We start from the raw sequence: 25,454 nt of genomic DNA, 5'->3' as shown, positions 1-25,454 counted from the left end.
TGCGAATCGTCTTGTGTATCAGCCATATTCGGGGAGAGTCTCAGTCTGTCTCGTCGGGGAACGCGTTGGCGATCTTCCCGCTGCGCAGACTGCCGTCCAGGTAGGCCGCGCGGCACGCCCGGCGACCGATCTTGCCGCTCGAGGTGCGCGGGATCGCGCCGGCGGGGGTCAGCAGCACGTCGCGGACGGTGACGCCGTGGCGCACCGCGATCGCCGCGCGGATGTCGTCGGAGATGGGACCCATGTCGAGCTTGTGGGCGCCGGGTGCCCGCTCACCGACGATCACCAGTTGCTCGGAGGTGTCGTCGGGATCGCGCTTGAGTCCGGAGTGGGCGTTCTCGAACACCTCGTCAGGCAATTGATTGGCGGGCACCGAGAACGCCGCGACGAACCCGGTGCGCAGCGCCTTGGTGGCCTCCTGCGCGGAGTACTCCAGGTCCTGCGGGTAGTGGTTGCGCCCGTCGATGATCACCAGATCCTTGACGCGACCGGTGATGTAGAGCTCGCCGTCGTAGTAGGCGCCCAGGTCGCCGGTGCGCACCCAGGTCGCGTCGTCGGTCGCGCCTTCGGCGTGCGACGGGTTGGTCCGCGACTTGAGGATGTTCTGGAACGTCGCGATGGTCTCCTCGGGCTTCCCCCAATAGCCCGTGCCCATGTTCTGGCCGCTGATCCAGACCTCGCCGATCTGCCCGTCGGGCAGCTCGGTGGCGGTGTCGTTGTCGACGATGACCGCCCACTCGGCGATGCCGATCTTGCCGGCGCCGGCCTGCGGAACGGCCTTGGGCGAATCCTCGGACACCGGAACGAAGCGGCCGACGTTGAGCTCGTCGCGGTCCACCGGAGTGATCGTCGGTTCGGCGTCCATCGGCGTGGTCGACACGAACAGTGTGGCCTCGGCCAGGCCGTAAGAGGGCTTGATCGCCTTGGGCTGGAAGCCGAACGGGCCGAAGGCCTCGTTGAACCGCCGCACGGTTGCCGCCGAGATCGGTTCGCTGCCGTTGAGGATGCACTTGACGTTGGACAGGTCGAGCGGCGGCTCGCCGTCCTTGGGCACGCCGCGGGCAGCGGCATGGTCGAACGCGAAGTTCGGAGCCACCGAGATGGTCCCGCCGGTGTCGCCTTCCTTGCGGGCCATTTCACGGATCCAACGGCCGGGGCGGCGCACGAACGCGGCCGGGGTCATGAACGTGATGTAGTGGCCGAGCATCGGCGAGAGCAGCACGGTGATCAGGCCCATGTCGTGGAAGAACGGGAGCCACGACACGCCCCGGTCGCCTTCCTGGCCGTCGAGTGCCTCGATCACCTGCACCACATTGGTGGCGAGGTTCAGGTGGGTGATCTGCACGCCGGTGGGGATCCGCGTGGAGCCCGAGGTGTACTGCAGGTAGGCGATGGTGTGCTCGTCGACCGGGACTTGTTCCCAGGTGGCGCCGACCTCGTTGGGCACCGCGTCGACGGCGATGACGCGCGGACGCTGGTTGGCGGGGCGAGTGCGGAAGAACTTGCGCACACCCTCGGCCGCATCGGTGGTCGTCAGGATCGCCGACGGATGGCAGTCGTCGAGCACGGCGTGCAGGCGGCCCACGTGGCCGGGTTCGTTCGGGTCGAACAGCGGCACCGCGATGCGGCCCGAGTACAGGGTCCCGAAGAACGCAACGAGGTAGTCGAGGTTCTGCGGGCACAGGATCGCGACGCGGTCACCGGGCTGGGTGACCTGTTGCAGACGCGCACCGACCGCGCGGTTGCGGGCACCGAAGTCGGCCCAGCGCAGATCGCGGGCGACTCCGTCGCGCTCGGTGGAGAAGTCCAGGAAGCGGTAGGCGAGCTTGTCTCCACGCACCTTCGCCCATCGTTCGACGTGTTTGACCAGGCTCCCGTTGTCGGGAAACTTGATCAGTCCGTCCTTGATGAACGGGTTATGGAACCCCATCGCACTCTCCTGTCAGCGGCACACGCTTCTCGATGCCGATTGCACTTAACTTTTCCGAGCCGCCCTCAAGCCCCGCACCCCGCAAAATGGTACCGGTCGGCTATTCGCTTACTGCTCTTAGTTTTTTCTTAATGTTAGGTGACGTGGTGGCGCCGTCCAAATCAGGTCTGGTCACAGGTCAGCCATGTTTTGGCTGCGGAGCGTTATCGATCTTTTCCTGTGCCCAGCGCTGCGTCCACTGGGTGGCCGACAGCCCGTCGAGACTCCAGAACTGCGTGGTGGCGTACATCGCGTGAATCGGTTGTCCCGCACCGCCGAGCAGGATGTCGATGGTCTTGGGCAGGTTCATGATGTTGAACGCCTCCGGCGGCGCCGAGCAGATCAGGTCACCGGGAGCGCAGATCTCGTTGACGCGGTCGTTGAGTGCGCCGAACCCGCCGGGCCGGGGACCCGTCATGGCCAGGCCCATCCCGTCGAGCATGGGCACGTCGCGCAGCGTGATCTCGGCGCCCTGACCCGGCGGGTTGGGTCCGACGTCCACGCCAACGCCGGTCTGCCGTCGCCCGTCAGCGATCAACGTCACACCCAGCACCAGATCCTCGTCAACGGGGCCGCGTCCGTTGCCGATATCGCTGGCGATGTCACCGGCGATGACGGCGCCCTGGGAGAACCCGGCGATCACGTAACTGGTCAGCGGGCAGCGCTCGTTCATCTCCGTCATGGCCTTGACCGTCGCGTGGAAGCCCTCGGCGCGGCTGTCGTTGTAGGTCATCTGTCCGTCCTGCGAGAACGGATTGTGGAACTGCGCGGTGTACGGGACGGTGAACACCTCGAGCCGGTCGTTCGCGAACTGTCCGCGGATCGGGTTGGTGACATTGAGCAGCAGCGCGATCGGGAACTGAGTCGGGTTGAACGGGTCGAGTTGCGGTGAGGACTCCCACGTGCCAGGAACCGAGATCATCTGCACGTCGGGGCAGCTCGCATCCTGGAACTCCGGCCGCGGCTTCTTGGTCGGGCTGATCCCGGTCGGTGGCACGGCCGTCGGCGGGACGCCGGCCGGACCGTCGGGTTTTCGCAGGATCACGACGACGATGATGATGAGCAGCACCACCACGAGCGCCATCGCGCCGGCCGCGACGAGCGCGAGGATACGGTGGCGTTTCCGCCGGTTGGTAGTGGCCATGTGTCGGTTGGGCTCCTGCTAGCAGAGTCGTTCGGTTGCGATGCGAATGTAATCGGCGGTCGCCGCATCGACGTTGACGGTCGGGGCCCTACCGGAGATGTGATCCATCGCATCGCCGCGCACCAGCGGATAGATCGAATCCCAGACCTTCTGGTCGTCGTGCCTGGCGGCACGGGCCTGGCATACATACGACCCGACACGCAGCGCCAGCAGCTCGCTGGACGGCTTCACCCCGGCGGCGGTGAGTGCGTCGAGATAGCCACGCTGGCGATCGGTCAGCACGAGCGTGTTGGAGTGCCCGGTCGCCGACGGCGGGGCCATGGGCTCGGCGGGCTGCCCCGGCGCGGGCGCCGTCTCTGACGTCGGCAATCCCATGGCCGCCATGACGTCGGGGCCCGAACACCCGGTCAGCAACGCCGTCGCCGAAGCTATCAGCAGCGAGCCTGCCGCAGTCGTCCGTACCGAGCGTTGCACTCCTCCAAGGTACCGGCTGCCGACAGGCGGTCCCGGTTCGGAAACAGCGGGTCTTCGGCTAAGCGATCGTCGCCGCCAACTCGCCGCTCATGGCCGCGAGCTGACCGCTCCAGGAACCCCAGTCGTGGTTGCCGCTGGTCGGGAAGTCGAAGTGGCCGTTCTTGCCGCCCACGGAACGATAGTGCTGGTAGAACTCGCGATTGGTGCCCGACGCGATGTCGCAGTAGCCGATCATCGCGGGCGGATCGGTGCACCCTCCGACCGGACCGCTCCACACCCACAGCCGAGTGTTGTTGTCGGCCAGCAACTGGACATGGACGTTGGGCGAATGCCACTTCCACCGGCCCAGCTGTGGCAGTCCCCACATGTTGCGGGTCTCGACGCCGCCGAACTGCGCGAGCCCGGCGGTGATAGCACCGTCGACGCCGGTGCGCTCGGGGGTGAGGAAGCCGGACAGGGAGCCGGCGAAGCGGTAGCGGTCCGGGTGGAAGGTGGCCATCGCCATCGCGCCGTAGCCGCCCTGTGCGGCCCCCACGATGCCGTGCCCCGACGGTGCCAGGCCCTTGTTGGCGGCCAGCCAGTTCGGCAGCTCGTCGGCGAGAAAGGTCTCCCACTGGCGGCTGCCGTCGGCCTCCCAGTTGGTGTACATGCTCCACGCGCCGCCCGCGGGCGCGGCCACCGAGATGCCCTTACCCGCCAGAGTGTTCATCGCATTGCCCGCGGTGACCCAGTTGCTGACGTCGGGTGCGGCATTGAACGCGTCGAGCAGCACGACCGCGTGCGGGCCGCCGCCCTGGAAGGCGACGGGGATGTCGCGTCCCATCGCCGCCGAAGGCACCATCAGCATCTCGACTTGCGCCTCGGCCTTCGGCGCGACGGCCGTACCCGCGGTCCACAGACCGGCGGCCAGCGCCACGGTCAAGATCGCCCGGAAGATCCCCTGCATCGGCTCGCCCACCTCACATTGGTCTGCTGTCCCCGCGCGAGGTAGTCAATCACACACCGGCGCGGGCGTGGTCGGAAAAGGCCGACGGCGGCGACCCCGAAGGATCGCCGCCGCCGACTATGAACCTATTGCCGTACCAGTCAGTTACCGGCGTCCGTCGTCGTGACCGAGGCCTCGGTCGCGATCGGGGTCGACGGCTGCGGCGTGGCGCCGAGCACGCGCTGGATGTCCGGCTTCATCTGCTGGAGCTGCTGACCCCAGTACGGCCAGTCGTGCGTGCCGCCCTGCGGGAAGTTGAACACGCCGTTCTTACCGCCCGCGGCCAGGTACTGCTCCTGGAACGTCTCGTTGGTGCGCAGCGTGAAGCTCTCCAGGAACTTCGCGTTGAAGTTGTCACCGGCGACGCGGCCGTTGATCTCGGCCGGCTTGCCGTTACCGCAGAACACCCAGATGCGGGTGCCGTTGGCGACCAGCTTGTCGATGTTGACCATCGGGTCGTTGCGCTTCCACGCGGGATCGCTCGACGGGCCCCACATGTCCTCGGACTCGTAGCCGCCGGCGTCACCCATCGACAGCCCGACCAGCATCGGCCACCAGCCCTCGGACAGGTTCAGGAACCCGGACAGCGACGCGGCGTACTGGAACTGCTGCGGGTAGTAGATCGCCAGCGTCATCGCGGCCGATCCGGCCATGGACAGCCCGACTGCGGCATTGCGGTTCGGGTTCACGCCCTTGTTGGCGGCGAGGTATGCGGGCAGTTCCTGGGTCAGGAACGTCTCCCACTTGTAGGTCTGGCAGCCTGCCTTGCCGCAGGCCGGCTTGTACCAGTCGCTGTAGAAGCTGGACTGGCCACCCACCGGCATGATCACCGCGAGGCCGGAGTCCAGATACCACTCGAAGGCCGCAGTTTCGATGTCCCAGCCGTTGAAGTCATCGCGGGCACGAAGACCGTCGAGCAGATACACGCCCGGCGCGTTCGGCCCGCCGTTCTGGAACTGAACCTTGATGTCACGGCCCATCCCTGCGGACGGAACCATGAGGTACTCGACCGGCAAACCCGGACGAGAGAAAGCCTCCGCGGTGGCCGAGCCTCCGATGGCGCTCACCAAGCCCGGCAGCACGGCGGCCGCCAGGGCGGCTCCCGCCAGCCGGCGGACCCAGGCACCCCGGATCTTGCCAACGAACTTCATGCGTCATCTATCCCATCTGTTGTATGCCGCACGCGGAAATGCCGCTCAGGCAAGCCGCGTAACCCGTGCAGTCAACCACACGTCGGCGTGATCTACCCATTCGAGAGATGTCCACCCTGGTCACGCCGCTCCACCGCGGAGTGTTGTGACCAGGTCGGGTTTCAGGGTTTGCAGCTGCGCACCCCAGTCCGGCCACGCGTGATTTCCCTGAGGAGGGAATTCGAACGTGGCGTTGTTTCCTCCGGCCGTCAGGTAGGCCGTCTGGAAGTCTTTGCTGCTCTTCAACGTCATCGATTCCAGGCTGCGGGCATCGAAGGTCTGGTTCGGGTCGGTGTCGGCTTCTCGCGGTGCGGATCCGCTTGGGGCACAGTGAATCCACAGGCGAGTGTTGTTGGCCACCAACCTGGCCGCCTGGTGGACCGGGTCGTGACGCTTCCACGCCCCGTCCCACGGCGCGCCCCACATGTTGTCGACGCTGTAACCGCCGGCGTCGAGCATGGCCACCCGGATGGCCTGCTGCATCGACGGCGCCGACGGGCTCAGGGGACCCGAAAGCGACGCAGCATAAGCGAACTGATGTGGGTGGTGGGCCGACAGGATCAGCGCCGCGCTGCCCGACATCGACACGCCCACGACCGCATTGCCGGTGGTGGAGACGTCTTTGTTGGCGGCCAGCCACGCGGGCAGCTCGTCGGTCAGGAAGGTTTCCCATTTGTAGGTGTAGGGCTGGCTGTTGAAACTCGAGGGCGTGTACCAGTCGGCGTAGAAGCTGGCCTCCCCGCCCACCGGCATCACGGTGGCCACCCCGGACTCGAAAAACCACTCGAATGCGGCGGTTTCGATGTCCCAGCCGTTGTAGTCGTCGCGGGCCCGCATGCCGTCGAGGAGATACACCGCCTTCTGGTCGCCCGATTCCGTTCCGGCAGGCTGGAATTGGACGCGCACGATGCGGCCCATCGACGGGGAATAGACGTCGAGGTACTCGACGGGAAGTCCCTCGCGGGAGAACGCGCTGGCCGGCGCCGCCGCGCCGACCGCGGCGGCCCCGCTCGGCAGCGCCACGGCCGCGGCTGCCGCCGCCAGCACACGGCGAAGCCAGGTTCGCACAGGTCGATCCATCCGTTCGTATCTCGGGCGCCGCGAAAAGAGCAGTTCGCGTCCGTCTATCGGTCCGGAGGGGTCGCGGCGTTACGGACCCGTGGCGGGCATGCCCCTGTACGGCTCGGATACCGGTTCCGGCACGGGCAACCCACAGCGTTGGAGCTCATAGAGGGGTACGCGGTCGATCCGGTACTGCGTGAACTGGTAGGCGTGCACGAGATTGGACAGGAACCGACGCGGGCTCATCGGGCCGCGCACCGAGTTCAGCATCGCGTCGGTCTCCGGACACTTCAGCGCCGCCTCGGCCTGTCTGACCCAGTCCTCGTCGATGTAACCCGGAATGAACGGCGGCTCTTTGAGGAACGGTCCCTCCGCGATCGCCCAGTCGGCGAACAGGTTCTTGTCGTGGCCGATTCGGCCGTCCTCGAGGCGTTCGGTGTGTGCGGCCAATGGATTGGCCAGCCCGATCTGGTCGATGACCCGAACGTCGAGTCCGACGTTCATGCCCAGCATGCCGAGGTTGGTGAAGAAGACCGTATGTGGACCTCGGTAGTCGGCCGGCGCGTCCGGTGGCGGTGGCAGCGCGGGAACCACGTCCCACTGGTCATAGTTGCCCGACGGCAGCAGCAGTGCACCGTCGGGGGTGTTCTCCAACGCCTCGAGCACCGCGCGCATCCGCGGATAGTCCAGGTAGTCCGCGGCGGTCAGCGGGTGCGCATGGCCCGTGGCCTGGGAGTAGAACCGCCGCTCGTCGACGATGCCGGAGTACGTGACGCGGGTGGCGTCCCGGCCCATTCCCGGCGAATTGGCCGCCCACAGCGCCCACCCCGCGACCGCCACCCACAGCACGGTGGTGGCGCCCACGAACAGATAGCCCGCGCCGCGGGCCATCCGGGTCTCGTCGGGAAGGACGACGGGGATCACCGCGACCGGCGCCAGCATCACGAACAGCGGGGTCAGGAGCACCCTGCCGTGCATGAAGTCCCCGCCCTGACGGATCCAGTAGATCGCCTGCAGCAGACCGCTGACGAGAAAGAAGACCACCACCGCGGCGGGGCTCTGCACCATCCGCGCCAGGCGTCCGGAGCCCGGGGCCATCGCGGCGCGGTTCGGCCGGGGACGCCCGCGGATCACCCACACGACCCCGGCGAGTCCGGCGAGCAGGATCGCCGGCGCCCACAGCAGATACGGCTGGTTGAAGTTCGCCAGGTAGACGAAGCCCTGCGACCATTTCGCTCCGCCCGCGTCCTTGGCCACCGCGGTATTGGGAACCACCAGGCCGTAGTAGCCCATCCGGAAGATCTGATACGCCACCGGAAGCAGGCCGCCCGCGACGATGATCACCGCGCGGCGACGCCAGTCGCGCACCGCGATCAGCATCATCACGAGTGCCGACCCGCCGATCAGGGCGAGCTCGGGCCGAACCAGCACGCTCAGACCCGCAACGAAAGCCAGTGCGATGTCGAAGGTTCCGCCTGCCGGGGGTGACGCCGGGGTCCCGAGGGGTTGTCTGCGGATTGTCGGTGCGCCTCCGCGCAGGACAGGGGCAGAAGTCGCCCGGTGGCCGCGCGGCCGCTGGGCCCAGCACACCATCATCCACCACAGCAGGCCCAGATATGCCAGTACCAAACCGTTTTCGAGCCCGGAGGTGGCGAAGTCGCGCGCGGGCGGAAGCGCGATGTAGACGAGCACGCCCGCGGGCAGCATCAGCGCACGCCGGCCTTGCAAGCTCGGCGCATACAACCGGCCGGTGCCCAACATCACGAACGCCACACCCAAAAGGCTGAGCACCAGCGCCAGCACGAGCACGACGTACTCCAGCCGCACGGAGCCACCCACCAGCGCGCCGAAGTAGACCAGGTAGGTCCACGCGGTCGAAGTATTGGCCTCGACCCGCTCACCGGCGTTGAACACCGGCCCGTTGCCCGCCAACAGGTTTCGCACGGTGCGCAGCACGATCAGGCCGTCGTCGGCTATCCAGCGCCGCTGCCATGCGCCCCAGCCGAACAGCACCACGACCAACACCACGTTGATCCACAGGCTGATCCGGACCGTGTTGTCGTAACGGAACGCGGGCCAGCGGGCGAGGTTGCGTTCGATCTCACCGACCCACCCGCCCGGCACCGGTCGGCGGAGGGTCTCAGCTGAGGAAGACGGCGGCACCGATGGTCCCGATCCACGCCAGCAGCAACAGCTGCAGTACCCGGTCTTTGAGCGCGATCTCCTCGGGCTCCCCGGCCAATCCGCCGTCGACGTCGACCGCGTACCGAAGGATTGCGATGGTGATCGGAATGATCGTGACCGCATACCACGACGCGGTGGTGCCATCACGTTCGAAGGCCCACAGGCCGTAGCAGAGCACCATCGCCGTGGCCGACAACGTCCACACGAAGCGCAGATACGACGCCGTATAGCTCTCCAGTGACTTGCGGATCTTGGCACCCGTGCGTTCGGCGAGCTGTAGTTCGGCATACCGCTTGCCGGCCACCATGAACAGCGAACCGAACGTCATCACGAGCAGGAACCATTGCGACAGCGGGATGCCCGCCGCGGCGCCGCCGGCGATGGCGCGGATCAGGTACGCCGACGACACGATGCAGATGTCGAGCACCGCTTGGTGTTTGAGGCCGAAGCAGTACGCCAACTGCATGCCGATGTAGACCGCGATGACCACCGTCAGGTTGGTCGAGGCGAGCACCGAGATGGCCAGTGCCGCGGCCGCCAACACCACAGCTGCGGTGTAGGCCAACCATTCCGGGACCACACCGGCAGCGATCGGCCGGAACCGCTTCGTGGGATGCTGACGATCGGCTTCCACGTCGCGGGCGTCGTTGACCAGATAGATCGACGAGGCGGCCAGCGAGAACGTCACGAACGCGATCAGGATGTTGATCGCGACGCTGCCGTAGTCGTATTGGACGTCGCCGCCGAGGGAGGCGATCGGCGCGGCCAGCACGAGCAGGTTCTTCACCCATTGGCGCGGTCGGATCGCCTTGATAAGACCCGTCGCGGCGTTGCGCGGCGGGCCCTTCTGCGGTGCCGGTTGTCCATTCATCGGCTGTACGCTCTCTGCGCTGCTGTCACTGGAGATGCTCATGCGTTCCCTTCGGCGCGGTCGGCCACCGTGCCGACGGCCTTCGCGACGACTGCCCCGACCGCGACGCCGCTGAGGACGTCGCTGGGGTAGTGCACGCCGAGTACCAACCGCGACAACGCCATCGGCGGCACCAGCAGCGCAGGCAGCGGCAGCCCGGTGACCCTGGCCATCAACACCGACGCCGCCGTCGTCGACGTCACGTGCGCGGACGGGAAGCTCAGCCGGCTCGGCGTGCCGACATTGACCGAGATCGCGGGATGGTGCGGCCGTTCGCGGCGGACCACCCGCTTGATCAGCACCGCGGCGGCGTGTGCGGCGAACGCACCGGCGCCCACGGCCAGCCAGTCACGCCGACGGTCGGCCTGAAACAGCGCCCCCAACAGGGCGATTGCCAACCAGCCGAGGCTGTGCTCGCCGAAATGGGACAACGCGCGCGCCGTCGAAAGGACCGCGGGGCGGTCACCGAGCGCGGACTGCACGGCGACCAGAGCGGCCTCCTCGCCGCGCTGGTCCCGCGGGCGAAGAGCGGCGTCCCCGACCGCAGGGCTCAGCAGGGAGCTCTCATCCATGTGCAGACGACTCCAAGAGGACCGTCTCCCACTTCTGCTTGCTCGTCAGAGTCGGCAACGCCTCGCGGTAGACCTTGCGCATCCGGTTGAACTTGCGCGCGAGGCGCGCCTGGCGCTTGAGTGATTCGCGCAGCAGCTCGAACATCTTCTCGCGGTCGCGCTGGCGGTACACGACACCGCGGCCGTCGGCGGTCGTCACTGTGACGCCGTCCACCCGGCACAGCGAGAACCACCGGGCATCCTGGGTCGCGACGTTGATCTGGGGCCGCCGGTGGTGTTCGGGGTCATGCGGCCGCAGCTGGTGAATCACGCCGCGCGACAACCGCGTCGAGATGGCCACCGCGTTGGTGGGGATCCGCACCTTCTTGCGCCAGCGCTTGTCCGACGGCGTCGGCAGCTCGGCCGCGCTCGGCAGCACCACCGCGTCCGGGTACTGCTGACGCATCTTGCGCACCTCGGGCAGCGCCGACTCCAGGATCGAAAACAGGTGCTCGGGCCCGGCCAGGAAATCGTCCATCGCCTTGTTCTGGATCGCAACGGTCGAATACTCAAGGCACAGAAGGTGTTTGAGTGTTGCCTTCAGATGGCTGGCGATCAGCCCGCTGACATTGCCGTCCCAGTGCAGCGCGGCGACGACCAGCCGGTTGCGCAAGTGGAAGTAGGCCTGCCAGTCGATCGCGTCGTCCTTGTCGCTCCATGCCATGTGCCAGATCGCGGCGCCGGGAAGCGTGACGGTCGGATAGCCGTGCTCGCCGGCGCGCAGGCCGTAGTCGGCGTCGTCCCACTTGATGAACAGCGGTAGCGGCTGGCCGAGCTCCTCGGCGACCTGACGCGGGATCATGCACATCCACCAGCCGTTGTAGTCGACGTCGATGCGGCGGTGCAGCAACCTGCTACGCTGTGAATCTTCGTCCGCCAGAGCGTGCTTGGCGAAGTTGTGGTCGTACTCGGTGTTGACCGCGTTGGTCCACATGAAATTCTCGGAGTCCACCATCTCCCCCATCACGTGCAGGTGCGAGGGCTCCTGGAGGTTGAGCATCTGGCCGCCGACCAGTGTTGGTGTCTTCGCGAACCGGTTCATCGCCAGCGCCCGCAGGATCGAGTCGGGCTCGACGCGGATGTCGTCGTCCATGAACAGGATCTGTTCGCAGTCGGTGTTCTTCAGCGCCTCGTACATCACCCGGCTGTAGCCGCCGGAGCCGCCGAGGTTCGGCTGGTTGTGAATGGTCAACCGGTTCCCGAGGGCGGCCGCGGCCTCACCGAAGTTCGGATGGTCCTTGGCCTTGTTGTTCCCCTGATCGGAGACGATGACGGCGCTGATCACCTCGTCCACCAACGGATCCGACGTCAGCGCCGCCAGCGCGTTGACGCAGTCCGCGGGACGGTTGAAGGTCGGGATGCCGACGGCGATGTTGGCTCGGCTCGGTGCGGGCACCGGCGCGTACCAGCCGGCGTGGTGCAGTGTCGAGGCCGCATCGGTGGCGATGTCGAACCAGATCCAGCCACCGTCCTCGAACGGGCCCAGCTCGACCTCGAACTCGACATGGGCGGGTTCACCCGCGCGCTCGCTGACGATCGGAGCGCCACCGACCGTGATCCGCGCGCCGGTGGCCTTCGACCGGTAGACGTCGACCCGCGCGCTGCCGGTCAACTCGACCCGCAACACCACCGACTGCAGGATCGACCAACGCCGCCAGTAGCTGGCCGGGAACGCGTTGAAGTAGGTCGCGAACGACACCTGCGATTCGGTGCCGATCTCGAGTTCGGTGCGCGACGGCGCGTGTGCGCGCTTGGCGTTGGTTTCCGCTTCCTCGATGTAGAGCTTGCGGACGTCATGGGGTTCGCCTGGACGCGGCAGAATCACGCGGGCCAGCAGGCTGACCGCCTTCGATTCTGCGGATTCCAGTGCGCCGGAGGGAATCTCGCTCATGCGCTACTGCTTTCTGGGCCTGGTTCGGTCAGTGGCGCACCGTCACGCAGGTGCGGTGCGAGTGTGTTGTCGTACATGCTCAACGCGCTGGCGATGGCCATGTGCATGTCCAAGTACTGGTAGGTCCCCAGCCTGCCCCCGAACAACACCTTGGCAGAAGCGGTTTCGGCCTTGGCTCGGGCCCGGTAAGCGGCCAGCAACGCGCGGTCGGCTTCGGTGTTGATCGGATAGTAGGGCTCGTCGTCGTTGTCGGCGAACCGGGAGAACTCGCGCATGATGACCGTCTTGTCGGTCGGATACGTGCGCTCGGGGTGGAAGTGCCGGAACTCGTGGATCCGGGTGTATGGCACATCGAGGTCGTTGTAGTTCATCACCGGTGTGCCCTGGAAGTCCCCGGTGTCGAGCACCTCCATCTCGAAGTCGAGGGTGCGCCACCCCAGCCGTCCGTCGACATAGTCGAAGTACCGGTCGAGCGGACCGGTGTATACGACCGGCGCATCGGGGTTCTCCGCGCGCAGTTGGTCGCGGACGTCGAACCAGTCGGTGTCCAACCGGACCTCGATGCGGTCGTCGGCGGCCATGTTCTCCAACCACTTGGTGTAGCCCTCGGCGGGCAGCCCCTCGTAGGTGTCGTTGAAGTAGCGGTTGTCGAACGTGTAGCGCACCGGAAGCCGGGTGATGTTGGCCGCGGGCAGGTCCTTGGGATCGGTCTGCCACTGTTTGGCCGTATAGCCCTTGACGAACGCCTCGTAGAGCGGGCGCCCGATCAGCGAGATGGCCTTCTCTTCGAGGTTCTGCGCGTCCTCGGTCTTGATCTCGGCGGCCTGCTCCCTGATCAGTTGTCGCGCCTCATCGGGGGTGAAGTACTTGCCGAAGAACTGCGACACCAGCCCAAGGCCCATCGGGAACTGATAGGCCTGACCGCCGTGCATCGCGTACACCCGGTGCTGGTATCCGGTGAACTCGGTGAACTGACGCACGTAATCCCAGACCCGCTTGTTGGAGGTGTGGAACAGGTGCGCGCCGTACTTGTGCACCTCGATACCGGTCTGCGGCTCGGCCTCGGAGTAGGCGTTACCGCCGATGTGCGGGCGACGCTCGATGACGAGCACCCGCTTGTCCAGCACGGTCGCCACGCGCTCGGCAATCGTCAGGCCGAAGAATCCGGAGCCGACGACAAAGAGGTCAAAACGGGCTCCGGAGAGCGGAGCGACCGGAGAAACAGGCGTGGTCATCGGCAGCAAGGGTATCCGACCGCGAGCGCACTGCCCGAATCCGACAGGAGCCGAATATTGCGATCGGCTCACGATTACATATCGTCACTTTCGCCTCAGAAGTCACACCAGTACCGTCGATCACGTCGGTCCCGACTACCGACAGCGCACGACCTGGGCTGTTCACCTGAATCGCCTAGCCGAACCACAAAGCGACCACTAATAGTCGTAGCCCATGTATTGAGGAGACTTCCGTGCCGAACCGACGTCGACGCAGGCTGTCGACAGCCACGAGCGCAGTCCTGGCCTTGGCAGTCGCGAGTCCCGCTGCAGTAGTCGCCGTGACCGAGCTGACGGAGGCCACCAAGCCGGCCCCCCAGCACCGTGAATTCGTCCAGGCGGCGACGATCACCGATCTTCCGAATGAGCTGATGTCCGCCTTGACCCAGGGCCTCTCGCAGTTCGGCATCAACCTTCCGCCGATGCCGACCGGCATTCTGACCGGAACGGGCTCGAGCTCGCCCACCACGCTGACGTCTCCGGGCCTGACCACGCCGGCGCTCACCACCCCCGAGCTGACGTCGCCCAGCCTGACGGCGCCCGGGCTCAGCACACCCGGCCTGACGGCTCCGAGCCTGACGGCCCCGAGCGCGACGGTTCCCGGTGTGACCGCGACCGCGCCCTCACTGACCGATCCGGCCCTGACCAACCCCGCGCTGACCAGCCCGGCGCTGACCAGTCCGACCGGTGACGCGGGCCTGTCCACGCCGGGGCTGACCACGCCGGGACTGTCGACGCCGCCGGCGCTGACCGACCCTGCGCTGGGCGCCACGCCGATCTCGTCGGCCACCGGGCTGCCCGCTCCGAGCGAGGTGCCGATCGCGGCACCGATCGGGCTGGACCCGGCCGCGGGCACCTATCCGATCCTCGGCGACCCTTCGCTGGCGACGATGCCGGCGGCGACTGGCACCTCCGGTAGCGGCGGCATCATCGGCGAGCTGTCCAGCATGGCCGATCAACTCGGTGCGGGGCAGGCGATCGACCTGCTCAAGGGCATGGTGATGCCGGCGATCATGTCGGCGGCCAAGCCGCCCGGCGCGCCGGCGGTGCCCCCGGTCCCGGCCCCCGTGCCGGCACCCGCACCCGGCGCCTGAGACCTGTCACCAGACGGCACCGCAGAAGCCGCTTCGGCTCTGCGGTGCCGGTGCCGGTCTGGCGATCGATTAGTTCTGCTTCGAACCGTGTCGCACCACTAGCATCACCTGGCACATACGTAACATCAGTCCGTGCCGACTCGCCGTCCCACGCCGTCACTGCTGTTCACCGCGCTTGCGGCGACGGTCGTGACGTTGCCGATGGCCCTCTTCGGCTTGCCCGGCGACGGTGACGACGGCGCGATCGCCGAGGCGCCGCACCTGGCGCAGCGTCCGCTGACGGGGCTGGGCGGCGGGGAGACGATCCGCGAGATCCACCAGGACACGCCGTTCTCGTTGGTGGCGCTGACCGCTCAGGACTTCACCGGCACCACCGCACGGGTGCGCGCCAAGAAGGCCGACGGCACCTGGGGACCCTGGTACGACGCCGAACCCCTGGAAGGTGTCGGCCCGGACACTCCGTCGGCGGGACCGGCAGGCACCGAACCCGTGTTCGTGGGCCGCACCACCACGGTGCAGATCGCAGTGACCCGTCCGCCCGATGCGCCCGAGATTCCGGAAGCGGCGCCCCAGTCCGCCCAGGAACTGGGCTACGTCCCGGCGAACACGCAACATTCCTTCGGCCAGAACCTCAACGCGGTGTTGATCAGCCCGCCGGAGGCACCGCCGGTGGACACCCTGCCTCCGCCGTCGGCGGTGAACGCACCCGGAGTGCCGCCCAACATCATCAACCGCGCGCAGTGGGGCGCCGACGAATCCATGCGGTGCGGAGACCCCCGGTTGGACGCCGGAGTTCGGGCGGGGGTGGTGCACCACACCGCAGGCAGCAACGAGTACGCCCCGCAGGACTCGGCAGGCATCATCCGATCGATCTACGAGTACCACACCCGCACACTGGGCTGGTGCGACATCGCCTACAACGCACTCGTCGACAAGTTCGGACAGGTCTTCGAGGGCCGCGCGGGCGGTGTCACCAGACCCGTCGAGGGGGCGCACACCGGAGGATTCAACCACGACACCTGGGGTGTCGCGATGATGGGCAACTTCGAAGTGGTGCCGCCGACGCCGATTCAGCTGCGCACCACGGCCCGGCTGCTGGGATGGCGGCTCGGCCTCGACCACGTCGACCCCCGCGGCGCGGTGGTGCTGGCGTCAGGGGGCGGGTCGTTCTCGAAGTTCCCGACCGGGGCGACACCGCGGCTGCCCGCGATCTTCACCCACCGCGACGTCGGCGCCACGGAGTGCCCCGGCAACGCGGCGTACGCCCTGATGGACCACATCCGCGACATCGCCGCGCGCTTCAACCAACCGCCGGGACCCGACGACCTGGCCGAATCACTGCGCGGAGGCGCGATATTTGCGAAATGGGAAGCAATGGGCGGGATGAAGAGCCCGCTGGGCAGGCCGACGTCGCTGGAGGCGTCGGGCCAGGATGGCGCCCGCTACGTCACATTCGAACGCGGCGCGATCTACTGGTCACCGGTCAGCGGCGCCGAACCGGTCACCGGTGAGATCTACAAAGCTTGGGGCACATTGGGTTTCGAACGCGGTGCGCTCGGACTGCCCACCAGCGGCGAGATCCAGGAGCCGCTGTGGATCGTGCAGAACTTCCAGCACGGCACGCTGAACTTCGACCGCGAAAAGGGCACGGTGACACGCGTTTTCGACGGTATCCCCGTGGAACTGCCGAAGCCGGACTTCGACACCCCGCCCGTGCAACTCGAGCGATTCACCCCGCCGATCAGCACCTGAGGTCTACGCCCACCACCGCTCGAGCACACGCGCGACACCGTCGTCGTTGTTGGTCGAGGTGACCTCGTCGGCCGCGGCCAGCGCGGCCGGATGGGCGTGGCCCATGGCGACCCCCAGGCCGGCCCATTGCAGCATCGGCACGTCGTTGGGCATGTCACCGAATGTGACGATCTCATCGGCGGTGATGCCCAGCGGTTCGGCCACCTCGGCGACCCCGGTGGCCTTGCTGATGCCGACCGGCATGATCTCGATCAGGCCGTTGTTGGTCGAGTACGTGATATCGGCAACGTGCCCGACGTGATCGGCGAGCTCGGCCGCCATCTCCGAGCTGCGCGCGCCGGCCTTCCTGACGAGGAGTTTGATCGCGGGTGCGCTGAGCAGGTCCTCGAACGACACCTCGGTGTTGTCCGGATTGAGCCACGCATGTTCGTACCCGGGCGAGCTGACGAACTGCGGGGTCGCGGCGTCGTGAGCGCTTTTGCCCACCCGCTCGACGGCCAGGCCCGCCCCCGGGATCACTCGGGTCGCGATGTCGGCGAGCTCACCGAGCACGTCGGTGGTCAGCGTGCGCGCGGACACGATGCGGTCGGTGGCCGGGTCGTAGAGCACTGCACCGTTGGCGCACACCGCCATCGGGGCGAAACCCAACGCGTCGACGACCGGTTGCACCCACCGCGGCGGCCGTCCCGTGGCGATCAGGAACTCGGTGCCCGACTCCACCGCGGCGGTGACCGCCGCCCTGGTGCGCGTCGAGACCTTCTCGTCGTCGTCGAGCAGCGTCCCGTCGACGTCGGAGGCGATCAGCAAGGGCCGGTTCATCGCGGGGACCGCCGCGGGAATCCGCGTTCGCCGGTGTCCGGGCTCACCGGTGACTCTTGGCTTCGCGCAGGGCACGCTTGCGGGCACGCTCGGCCAGTTCGGCCTCGTCGAGAGCCTTCGCCTCGTCCAGGGTGGGTGCGGAGCCGCCGAGTCGGCGCGGAACCCAGTACGCCCCTTCCGGGTGCGGATAGTCGCGTTGCGCCTCGTGCAACAGTTCGGTCATCGCCGAACGCAATTCCTGCAACGTCTGCTCCATCGTCTCGCCGGCTCGTAGGGGACTACCCACCTGCACCGTGATCGGAATCCTGTTGCGGCTCAGACGACGCGGATGGTCCTTGGTCCACAGCCGCTGCGCACCCCAGACGATGAGCGGAACGATCGGCACATCGGCGTCGCGGGCCATCCGGGCCGCGCCGGTCTTGAAGTCCTTGAGCTCGAAGCTTCGGCTGATGGTCGCCTCCGGGTAGACGCCGACGAGCTCGCCGGCGCGCAGGCGTTCCACCGCGACGGCGTAGGCGCCCGCACCGGCGCGGCGATCCACCGGAATCGTGCCGGTGTGGCGGATCAGGAAGTTGACCACCTTCACGTCCTGCATCTCTTCTTTGATCATGAACCGCAGGCGCCGCTTGCGATAGTGCACCGCCAGCGCGGCGGGCAACCAGTCGACGTAGCTCGTGTGGTTGATCGCGATCACCGCACCGCCGCCGGCGGGGATGTTCTCCAAGCCGCGGTAGCTGATCTTGTAGCCATTGATCCTGACCGCCGCCTTGACCAGAACCTCGAGCGTGTAGAAGACCGGCTCCATGGCGGCTACCCGGTTGCTCCGCTGGGGTCGGGACGCTGGGCACGCGTGGCGGCCTTCTCTGCGGCCTCCTCCGCGTCCATCAGGTCGGCCTCGGCGAGCGTCGGCGCGCCCCCGCCCAACCGGTGCGGCACCCAGAACTCGCCGGCGGGGTGCGGGCCGTAGCTGTCTTGGACTTGCTCGAGCAGGTGCTGCATCCGGGAGTGCAGCAGAGCCGTCAGGTCCGCCGCGGGCAACGTCGGCTCGATCGGTTCGCCGACGGCCACGGTGATCGGCACCTTGGGGCGCCACATCTTCTTCGGGTGGCCCTTGGTCCAGATGCGCTGCGCACCCCACACGATGTGCGGAACGATCGGCACGCCCGCCGCGATCGCCATGCGCGCGGCGCCGGACTTGAACTGCTTGATCTCGAAGCTGCGGCTGATCGTGGCCTCGGGATAGACGCCGACGAACTCGCCCTCCTTGAGCCTCTGACAGGCCTGCTCGAACGACTCGGCGCCGCTGTCACGGTCCACCTCGATGTGGCGCAGACTGCGCATGACCGGGCCCGAGATCTTGTGGTCGAAGACCTCTTTCTTCGCCATGAACCGCACCTTGCGCCCCATGCCCTGCCGGTAGGCGGGCAGCCCCGCAAAGGTGAAGTCGAAGTAGCTCGTGTGGTTGATGGCGATGACCGCGCCGCCGGTTCTCGGCAGGTTCTCCACACCGGTGACGGTGAATTTGAGTCCCTGCACGCGCCAGATCAGCCGCGCCAGCTGAATGACGGTGCCGTATACGGGTTCCACATCAGGCAGCCTAGTCGCGCGACCACACGACCTTCGAGGTCGGCGGTGCCGAGTTCGTCGAGGCCCGCCGAGATGCCGGCGCCACCTGCCGGCTCCGCGGCGCGTGGGATGGGGACGAGCCTGCGGCGGGCTAGACTCGCGGCAGGCATCCACATTCGCAGGAAGGGTATTTGTGCAGGTCACCAGCATCGGCCACGCGGGTTTCCGCATCGACACAGCGGCCGGGAGCATCCTGTGTGACCCCTGGGTGAACCCTGCCTACTTCGCGTCGTGGTTCCCGTTCCCCGACAACAGCGCCCTGGACTGGGATGCGCTCGGCGACTGCGACTACCTGTACGTCTCGCACCTGCACCGCGACCACTTCGACCCCAAGCTTCTGCGCGAGCACGTCAACAAGGACGCCATCGTGCTGCTGCCCGACTATCCGGTGCCCGACCTGCGGCGCGAACTCGAGAGGCTCGGCTTTCACCGGTTCTTCGAGACCGTCGACTCGGTGCGCCACACCGTGTCCGGCCCCAAGGGCGACCTCGGCGTGATGATCATCGCGCTGCGAGCCCCCGCCGACGGCCCGATCGGCGACTCGGGACTCGTCGTCGACGACGGTCGAACCGTGGCGTTCAACATGAACGACGCACGCCCGGTCGACCTCGACGTCGTGCACGCCGACTTCGGCCACGTCGACGTGCACATGCTCCAGTACTCCGGCGCCATCTGGTACCCGATGGTCTACGACATGCCCGTGCGAGCCAAGGAGGCGTTCGGCATCCAGAAGCGCCAGCGCCAGATGGACCGCTGCCGCCAGTACATCGCGCAGGTCGGCGCCACCTGGGTCATCCCGTCGGCAGGCCCGCCGTGCTTCCTCGATCCGGAGCTGCGCGACCTCAACGACGACCACGACGACCCAGCCAACATCTTCCCCGACCAGATGGTTTTCCTGGAGCAGATGCGTACACACGGCCACGACGGCGGGCTGTTGCTGATTCCGGGCTCGACGGCCACTTTCACCGGCTCGCAACTGGACGCACTGAACCACCCGCTGCCCGACGACGAGGTGGAGTCGATCTTCACCACCGGCAAGGCCGACTACATCGCCGACTACGCCGAGCGGATGGCGCCGGTGCTGGCCGCGGAGAAGGCGAGCTGGGCCGACGCGGCGGGCGAGTCGCTACTGGAGCCGCTGCGCACCGCGTTCGAGCCGATCATGATCCAGAGTGATCAGATCTGCGACGGTATCGGCTATCCCGTCGAGCTGCGGCTCGGGTCCGAGACCGTGGTCGTCGACTTTCCGAAACGCGTTGTTCGCGAACCGATCTCTGCAGAGAAGTTCCGTTACGGCTTCGCGATCCCGCCGGAGTTGGTGCGCACCGTGCTGCGCGACAACGAACCCGACTGGGTCAACACCATCTTCCTGTCCACCCGATTTCGGGCCTGGCGAGTGGGCGGATACAACGAGTACCTGTACACGTTCTTCAAGTGCCTGACCGACGAGCGGATCGCGTACGCCGACGGCTGGTTCGCCGAGGCGCACGACGACTCCGCGTCGATCACGCTGGACGGCTGGGAGATTCAGCGGCGCTGCCCGCATCTGAAGGCCGACCTGTCGAAGTTCGGCGTGGTGGAGGGCTCCACGCTGACCTGCAATCTGCACGGATGGCAGTGGAATCTGCAGAACGGCCGCTGCCTGACCACCAAGGGCCACGAGTTGCGGAGCGAGCGAAAGTGAGTGTGCCGCAACAGCTCTACGACGACGGCATGATCCAGGTCGACCGGGAGGCGGTCACGCTGCGCCGGTACCACTTCCCCTCTGGCACATCGAAAGTCATTCCGCTGCCGGCCATCCGCGGGTACACCGCCTCGCCGCTGGACTGGATGCACCGCTACCGGTTCTGGGGCAGCTCGGATCTGCGCCGCTGGCTGCCGCTGGACGTGCGTAGGCCGCTGAAGGCCACGCTGGTCACCCTCGACGTCGACGGCAACCGGTGGCGACCGGCGTTCACGCCCGAACACCCCGACCAGCTCATCGAGGTCCTCGACGAGCTCCTTCAGCCTTAGCGCCGGTTGCGGCGCAACCGGCGCGCCGCCAGCAGCCCGACCCCCGCCGTCGCTACCCATGGGCCACCGACGATCAGCGGGTCGAGCCACATGTGATTGGCGTCCGCCCGTTTACTTTTCGCGCGCGCGGCCAGACCGTTGTGCGTCAACTCGGTCTTGACTCCGGTCTGAGTGATGGGGTTGTCCGGGCGACGGCTGACCAGCGACTGCAGGTGGTGTTCTACGGCGTCGACGCGGTCGGCGAGGATCAGCAGCAGCCAGTGCGCGGCACGGCCCTCGCTGTACGTGCGATACGAGTAGCGCCGGATCGCACCCGAGAGCCCTCTCGGCGGAGTCGACGTACCGAAAACCGGTGTCAGGAACCTGTGTTCGATGGACCGCTCCCGCGGCCACGTCTCGGGTTGCCGGTCGGGAAAGTCCCAGTGGGCGCCGGTCTCGACCGCCTTGAGCTTGGGCACCGAAGGCCGGTCGGCCGGGTCGAGGTCGGCGCCCCACCCGGGGATGCGGGCGCGCAGGTCTTCGGATGTCGGTACGGGCGGATGGTCGGCGGTGTAGGTCATGATGATTCCCCTCAGGCGGCGTTGGCCACGATGACCGGTTTGATGCAGTCGTCGAGCTTGGCGGAGAAGATGTGATACCCCTCGGCGATGTGCTCGAGCGGAATACGGTGAGTGACAATGTCATTGGGCTTGAGATAGCCGTTCTGGATATGCGAGAACAGCCTGGGCCACTGGCGTTTGACGGGGCACTGGTTCATCCGCAGCGTCAGCCCCTTGTTCAACGCGTCGCCGAACTTGACCGCGGAGAAGATCGGTCCGTAGGCGCCCATCACCGAGATGGTGCCGCCTTTGCGCACCGCGTCGATCGCCCAGTTCAGCGCCACGGGCGAACCGCCCTGCATTTTGAGCTTGGCGCCGGTGACGTGCTGCAGCAGGTTGCCGTCCGCCTCGGCGCCCACGGCATCGATCGCCACGTCGGCGCCGAGATAACCGGTGGTCTTCTTCATCTCCACGACGATGTCGTCGCATTCGGCGAAGTTGAGGGTCTCGGCATGCGCGAACGTGCGGGCCTTCTCCAACCGGTACTCGAGGTGGTCGATGACGATCACCCGGCCAGCGCCCATCAGCCATGCCGATTTCGCGGCATACAGACCGACCGGGCCCGCGCCGAAGACCGCGACGACGTCACCCTCGACGATGTCGCCGAGTTGCGCGCCGAAGTAGCCGGTAGCCAGGGCGTCGGTGCACATCAGCGCGTCCTCGTCGGCCATCCAGTCGGGGATGAGCGCCGGGCCCACGTCGGCGAACGGCACCCGGACGAACTCCGCCTGCCCGCCGTCATATCCACCGCACGTATGCGAGTAGCCGTAGATCCCACCGACGGCGGTCGCGTTCGGGTTGACGTTGTGGCAGTTGGAGTACAGCCCGCGGGTGCAGAAGTAGCACGAACCGCAGAAGATGTTGAACGGCACCATGACCCGGTCGCCGACCTTGAGGTTGCGAACCGAGGGCCCGACCTGCTCGACCACACCGATGAACTCGTGGCCGAAGGTCATGCCGACCCGGGTGTCGGGCATCATGCCGTGGTAGTGGTAGAGGTGCAGGTCCGAACCGCAGATCGCCGCGAGGGTCACCCGCACGATCGCGTCGTTCGGATGCTCGATCGGCGGAATGTCTTTTTCTTCGACCCGTATCTTGTACGGGCCGCGGTAAACCATCGCCTTCACGGCGCCTCCTAGAGTCGGGATGCGAACGCGTCTACCCGTGTCCGGGCGCGCGAAACCACCTCTCCGCCCAGCGAGGCGCTTGCCCTACTTGGCCGGCGTCAGGACGTCGGTTCCGACATACGGCCTCAGCGCTTGTGGCACCCGGACGCTGCCGTCGGGCTGCTGATGGTTCTCCAGGATCGCCACCAGCCACCGCGTCGTCGCGAAGGTCCCGTTGAGCGTTGCCGCGGTCTGCGGACGCCCGTTCTCGTCGCGGTAGCGCACCGCCAGCCGGCGGGCCTGAAACGTGGTGCAGTTCGACGTCGAGGTCAGCTCCCGGTAGGTCTGCTGCGTGGGAACCCAAGCCTCACAGTCGAATTTGCGCGCCGCAGAGGAACCGAGATCACCGGCGGCGATGTCGACCACGCGGTACGGCACCTCGATATCGGCCAACATCTGGCGCTGCCAACCCAGCAGGCGTTCGTGCTCGGCCTCGGCGTCTGAGGGCTTGCAGTAGATGAAGCCCTCCACCTTGTCGAACTGGTGCACGCGGATGATGCCGCGGGTGTCCTTGCCGTGGCTGCCCGCTTCGCGCCGGAAGCATGACGACCAACCCGCATAGCGCAGCGGTCCGTCGGACAGGTCGAGGATCTCGTCGGCGTGGTATCCGGCCAGCGGCACCTCGGAGGTGCCGACCAGATAGAGGTCGTCGGACTCGATCCGGTAGACCTCCTCGCTGTGCGCACCGAGGAAACCGGTGCCCCCCATGATCTCCGGGCGCACGAGCACCGGCGGGATCATCAGCGTGAACCCGTTCGCGGTGGCGAGTTTGACGGCCAATTGGAGCAGACCCAGCTGCAGCAGCGCGCCGGCCCCGGTGAGGAAGTAGAAGCGTGAACCGGACACCTTCGCACCGCGTTCGAGGTCGATGAGACCCAACGACTCACCGAGTTCGACGTGATCTTTGGGGTCGTCGATGCGCGGTGGCTCACCGACCGTGTCGAGTACGACGAAGTCGTCCTCGCCGCCCGCGGGCACCCCGTCGATGATCACGTTCGAGAGCGCCATGTGCGCCTCGGTGAACGTCCGCGCGGCGTCGGCCTGAGCCGTCTCGGCGGCCTTGACCTTTTCGGCGAGCGCCTTGGCCTGCTCCAGGAGCGCGGGCCGCTCCTCGGGCGAGGCTTTGCCCACCTTTTTGCTCGCGGCCTTCTGCTCGGCGCGCAGATTGTCGGCCGCCGACACCGCGGCCCGGCGCGCGGCGTCGGACTCGAGCAACGCGTCGACGAGGCTCGGATCTTCGCCGCGGGCGCGTTGCGAGGCACGGACCACATCCGGGTTTTCGCGCAGCAACTTGAGGTCGATCACGGGCGCAACCCTACTGGTCGAGCACCCAGGCCAGCACAACCGCATAACTTTACAACTGCATCACTTGTCACAGCGCCTGACACGCCTGTCACAATGGAGCAGATGTTGGAGGCACCCGGTCGCCCGTTCGGCGAGCATGAACCCGCCGATCTGCAGCAAGGCGACGCACAGGCGCAGGAGCGGGTGGCGTGGTGGACCAGTTTGCACGCCACGCCGACGCGCCGAGCGCTCGTGTTGACGGCGCTGGGCGGGTTGCTGATCGCGGGCCTCATCACCGCGCTGCCGCAGAATGACAGCGCCAGCGGGCTGACCGCGAGCACGATCTCCCTCGGTCCCCGGGGCAATGCGACGTTCGAACACGCCAAGGCGGGCGACTGCCTCAACTGGCCCGACCGGACACCCGACGCCGCCGAGATCGTCGACTGCAGCCAGGAGCACCGGTTCGAGGTCGCCGAGTCGGTGGACATGCGGACGTTCCCGGGCAGTGAATACGGTCCGGACGCCGCGCCGCCGTCGAGCGCGCGTATCCAGCAGATCAGCCAGGAGCAGTGCTCGACGGCCGTGAAGAATTACCTGGGCCCGCGCTTCGACCCGAACAGCCGCTTCACCGTGAGCATGCTGTGGTCCGGCGAAAAGGCCTGGCGCCAGTCCGGCGAGCGCCGCATGCTGTGCGGACTGCAGCTGCCCGGCCCGAACAACCAGCAGCTGCCGTTCTCCGGCAAGGTCGCCGAGGTCGACCAGTCCAAGGTGTGGCCTGCGGGCACCTGCCTGGGCATCGATCCCACCACCAACCAGCCCACCGACATCCCGGTCGACTGCGCGGCGCCGCACGCGATGGAGGTCACCGGCGCGGTGAACCTCGCCGAGAGGTTCCCCGGCGGGCTGCCGCCCGAGCCCGAGCAGGACGGCTTCATCAAGGATGCGTGCACCCGGATGACGGATGCCTATCTGGCGCCCATCGAGTTACGCAGCACCACGCTGACGCTGATCTACAGCACCATTTCGCTGCCGAGCTGGGCGGCGGGAAGTCGTCAGGTGTCCTGCAGTATCGGCGCCACGCTGGGCAACGGCGGCTGGTCGACGCTTCTCAACAGCGCCAAGGGCCCGCTGCTGATCAACGGTCAGCCGCCGGTACCGCCTCCGGACATCCCCGAAGAGCGGCTGAACTTCCCGCCGATCCCGATCACGGACAACGAGCCGGTCAACACCTCGCAGTCCAGCAGCGGTCAGTCCTCCAACAACACCAGCAGCAGCGACAGCAGCAGTGGCAGCTCGAGCGACGACAGCGACCAACAGCAGTCGACCCATGGCCAGCAATCGCCGGACGTTCACCAGGGCGGTGCCCCGACCAACCCCGAGCCCGCCCCCGGCAACACCTTCCTGGGC

General features: G+C 67.2%; 22 protein-coding genes. 5 read left to right on the top strand and 17 right to left on the bottom strand.

The features are described from left to right. Nucleotides 1-40: 40 nt before the first annotated feature. The 11 genes from fadD32 to glf all read right to left on the bottom strand — a co-directional run bounded on the left by fadD32 (nt 41) and on the right by glf (nt 13,655). Nucleotides 41-1,930: a long-chain-fatty-acid--AMP ligase FadD32 gene (gene fadD32 / locus CEX87_RS20060; protein WP_094288830.1), complete on the bottom strand. Its 1,890-nt coding sequence runs from the start codon at nt 1,928-1,930 to the stop codon at nt 41-43. 178 nt (nt 1,931-2,108) lie between these two features. Continuing rightward, complete coding sequence (culp6, locus tag CEX87_RS20055) at nt 2,109-3,113, bottom strand: carboxylesterase Culp6 (RefSeq protein WP_094288828.1); 1,005 nt, start codon at nt 3,111-3,113, stop codon at nt 2,109-2,111. 18 nt (nt 3,114-3,131) lie between these two features. Continuing rightward, entirely contained in the window at nt 3,132-3,587 is a 456-nt protein-coding gene (locus CEX87_RS20050; RefSeq protein ID WP_064394878.1) for a DUF732 domain-containing protein, read from the bottom strand. 58 nt (nt 3,588-3,645) lie between these two features. Beyond that, on the bottom strand, nt 3,646-4,533 hold the full coding sequence (locus CEX87_RS20045; protein WP_064425866.1) for an alpha/beta hydrolase-fold protein: 888 nt from the start codon (nt 4,531-4,533) through the stop codon (nt 3,646-3,648). A gap of 140 nt (nt 4,534-4,673) precedes the next feature. After that, a complete protein-coding gene (locus CEX87_RS20040) occupies nt 4,674-5,723 on the bottom strand; it encodes an esterase family protein (RefSeq protein ID WP_064394879.1) in 1,050 nt (349 codons plus the stop codon). Nucleotides 5,724-5,843: 120 nt separating this feature from the next. Then, nucleotides 5,844-6,842: an alpha/beta hydrolase gene (locus tag CEX87_RS20035; protein WP_094288826.1), complete on the bottom strand. Its 999-nt coding sequence runs from the start codon at nt 6,840-6,842 to the stop codon at nt 5,844-5,846. A 69-nt stretch (nt 6,843-6,911) separates the two neighbouring features. Further along, the gene (gene zomB, locus CEX87_RS20030) at nt 6,912-8,987 is read right to left on the bottom strand and encodes a flagellar motor control protein ZomB (RefSeq protein WP_416171923.1); all 2,076 of its coding nucleotides are present in this window, start codon (nt 8,985-8,987) and stop codon (nt 6,912-6,914) included. Then, nucleotides 8,965-9,879 carry a decaprenyl-phosphate phosphoribosyltransferase gene (locus CEX87_RS20025; protein ID WP_064394909.1) on the bottom strand — a complete coding sequence of 305 codons (915 nt, stop codon included), beginning with the start codon at nt 9,877-9,879 and terminating at the stop codon, nt 8,965-8,967. Before CEX87_RS20025 ends, zomB begins: the two co-directional genes overlap by 23 nt. 38 nt (nt 9,880-9,917) lie before the next feature. After that, nucleotides 9,918-10,490: a phosphatase PAP2 family protein gene (locus CEX87_RS20020; protein WP_094288824.1), complete on the bottom strand. Its 573-nt coding sequence runs from the start codon at nt 10,488-10,490 to the stop codon at nt 9,918-9,920. Beyond that, nucleotides 10,483-12,420, bottom strand: a complete 1,938-nt coding sequence (locus tag CEX87_RS20015; protein WP_094288822.1) for a glycosyltransferase — start codon at nt 12,418-12,420, stop codon at nt 10,483-10,485. Before CEX87_RS20015 ends, CEX87_RS20020 begins: the two co-directional genes overlap by 8 nt. Beyond that, nucleotides 12,417-13,655, bottom strand: coding sequence for a UDP-galactopyranose mutase (glf, locus tag CEX87_RS20010; RefSeq protein ID WP_094288820.1), 1,239 nt, complete (start codon nt 13,653-13,655; stop codon nt 12,417-12,419). Before glf ends, CEX87_RS20015 begins: the two co-directional genes overlap by 4 nt. Nucleotides 13,656-13,888: 233 nt before the next feature. On the opposite strand from glf, the gene CEX87_RS20005 reads away from it, so the two are divergent. Both CEX87_RS20005 and CEX87_RS20000 read left to right on the top strand, forming a co-directional pair. Continuing rightward, a complete protein-coding gene (locus tag CEX87_RS20005; RefSeq protein WP_064418440.1) occupies nt 13,889-14,788 on the top strand; it encodes a hypothetical protein in 900 nt (299 codons plus the stop codon). Nucleotides 14,789-14,920: 132 nt separating this feature from the next. Next, the gene (locus CEX87_RS20000) at nt 14,921-16,540 is read left to right on the top strand and encodes an N-acetylmuramoyl-L-alanine amidase (protein WP_064394885.1); all 1,620 of its coding nucleotides are present in this window, start codon (nt 14,921-14,923) and stop codon (nt 16,538-16,540) included. 3 nt (nt 16,541-16,543) lie between these two features. Here the strand turns inward: CEX87_RS20000 and CEX87_RS19995 are convergent, their stop codons facing one another. The 3 genes from CEX87_RS19995 to CEX87_RS19985 are packed head-to-tail and all read right to left on the bottom strand — an operon-like array spanning nt 16,544 to nt 18,946. Then, nucleotides 16,544-17,359 (bottom strand): Cof-type HAD-IIB family hydrolase, encoded by an 816-nt coding sequence (locus tag CEX87_RS19995; protein ID WP_064425859.1) that lies wholly within the window; start codon nt 17,357-17,359, stop codon nt 16,544-16,546. 43 nt (nt 17,360-17,402) lie between these two features. Continuing rightward, nucleotides 17,403-18,164 carry a lysophospholipid acyltransferase family protein gene (locus CEX87_RS19990; RefSeq protein ID WP_064425860.1) on the bottom strand — a complete coding sequence of 254 codons (762 nt, stop codon included), beginning with the start codon at nt 18,162-18,164 and terminating at the stop codon, nt 17,403-17,405. A gap of 5 nt (nt 18,165-18,169) precedes the next feature. Continuing rightward, a complete protein-coding gene (locus CEX87_RS19985) occupies nt 18,170-18,946 on the bottom strand; it encodes a lysophospholipid acyltransferase family protein (protein ID WP_064425861.1) in 777 nt (258 codons plus the stop codon). Nucleotides 18,947-19,118: 172 nt separating this feature from the next. On the opposite strand from CEX87_RS19985, the gene CEX87_RS19980 reads away from it, so the two are divergent. Beyond that, the gene (locus tag CEX87_RS19980) at nt 19,119-20,669 is read left to right on the top strand and encodes an MBL fold metallo-hydrolase (protein WP_064418437.1); all 1,551 of its coding nucleotides are present in this window, start codon (nt 19,119-19,121) and stop codon (nt 20,667-20,669) included. Further along, complete coding sequence (locus CEX87_RS19975; RefSeq protein ID WP_066811776.1) at nt 20,666-20,998, top strand: hypothetical protein; 333 nt, start codon at nt 20,666-20,668, stop codon at nt 20,996-20,998. The genes CEX87_RS19980 and CEX87_RS19975 overlap by 4 nt, the downstream gene beginning before the upstream one ends. Here the strand turns inward: CEX87_RS19975 and CEX87_RS19970 are convergent. From CEX87_RS19970 to serS, 3 genes are all read right to left on the bottom strand, one after another. After that, complete coding sequence (locus CEX87_RS19970; RefSeq protein ID WP_094288818.1) at nt 20,995-21,558, bottom strand: hypothetical protein; 564 nt, start codon at nt 21,556-21,558, stop codon at nt 20,995-20,997. The two genes, CEX87_RS19975 and CEX87_RS19970, sit on opposite strands and share 4 nt — an antisense overlap. Before the next feature lie 11 nt (nt 21,559-21,569). Further along, a complete protein-coding gene (locus tag CEX87_RS19965; protein WP_094288816.1) occupies nt 21,570-22,724 on the bottom strand; it encodes a zinc-dependent alcohol dehydrogenase in 1,155 nt (384 codons plus the stop codon). Between the two features lie 84 nt (nt 22,725-22,808). Next, nucleotides 22,809-24,068: a serine--tRNA ligase gene (gene serS, locus CEX87_RS19960; protein WP_064394893.1), complete on the bottom strand. Its 1,260-nt coding sequence runs from the start codon at nt 24,066-24,068 to the stop codon at nt 22,809-22,811. A 93-nt stretch (nt 24,069-24,161) separates the two neighbouring features. On the opposite strand from serS, the gene CEX87_RS19955 reads away from it, so the two are divergent. Next, nucleotides 24,162-25,454 (top strand): septum formation family protein (locus CEX87_RS19955; protein ID WP_099459198.1); only part of this gene is annotated, 1,293 nt, incomplete at its 3' end.

Origin of the sequence: Mycobacterium lehmannii (assembly GCF_002245535.1) — a bacterium.
Classification (GTDB): domain Bacteria; phylum Actinomycetota; class Actinomycetes; order Mycobacteriales; family Mycobacteriaceae; genus Mycobacterium; species Mycobacterium lehmannii.
The sequence above is the reverse complement of the archived record's forward strand: the minus strand, read 5'-3'. Positions and strand labels throughout refer to the sequence as shown.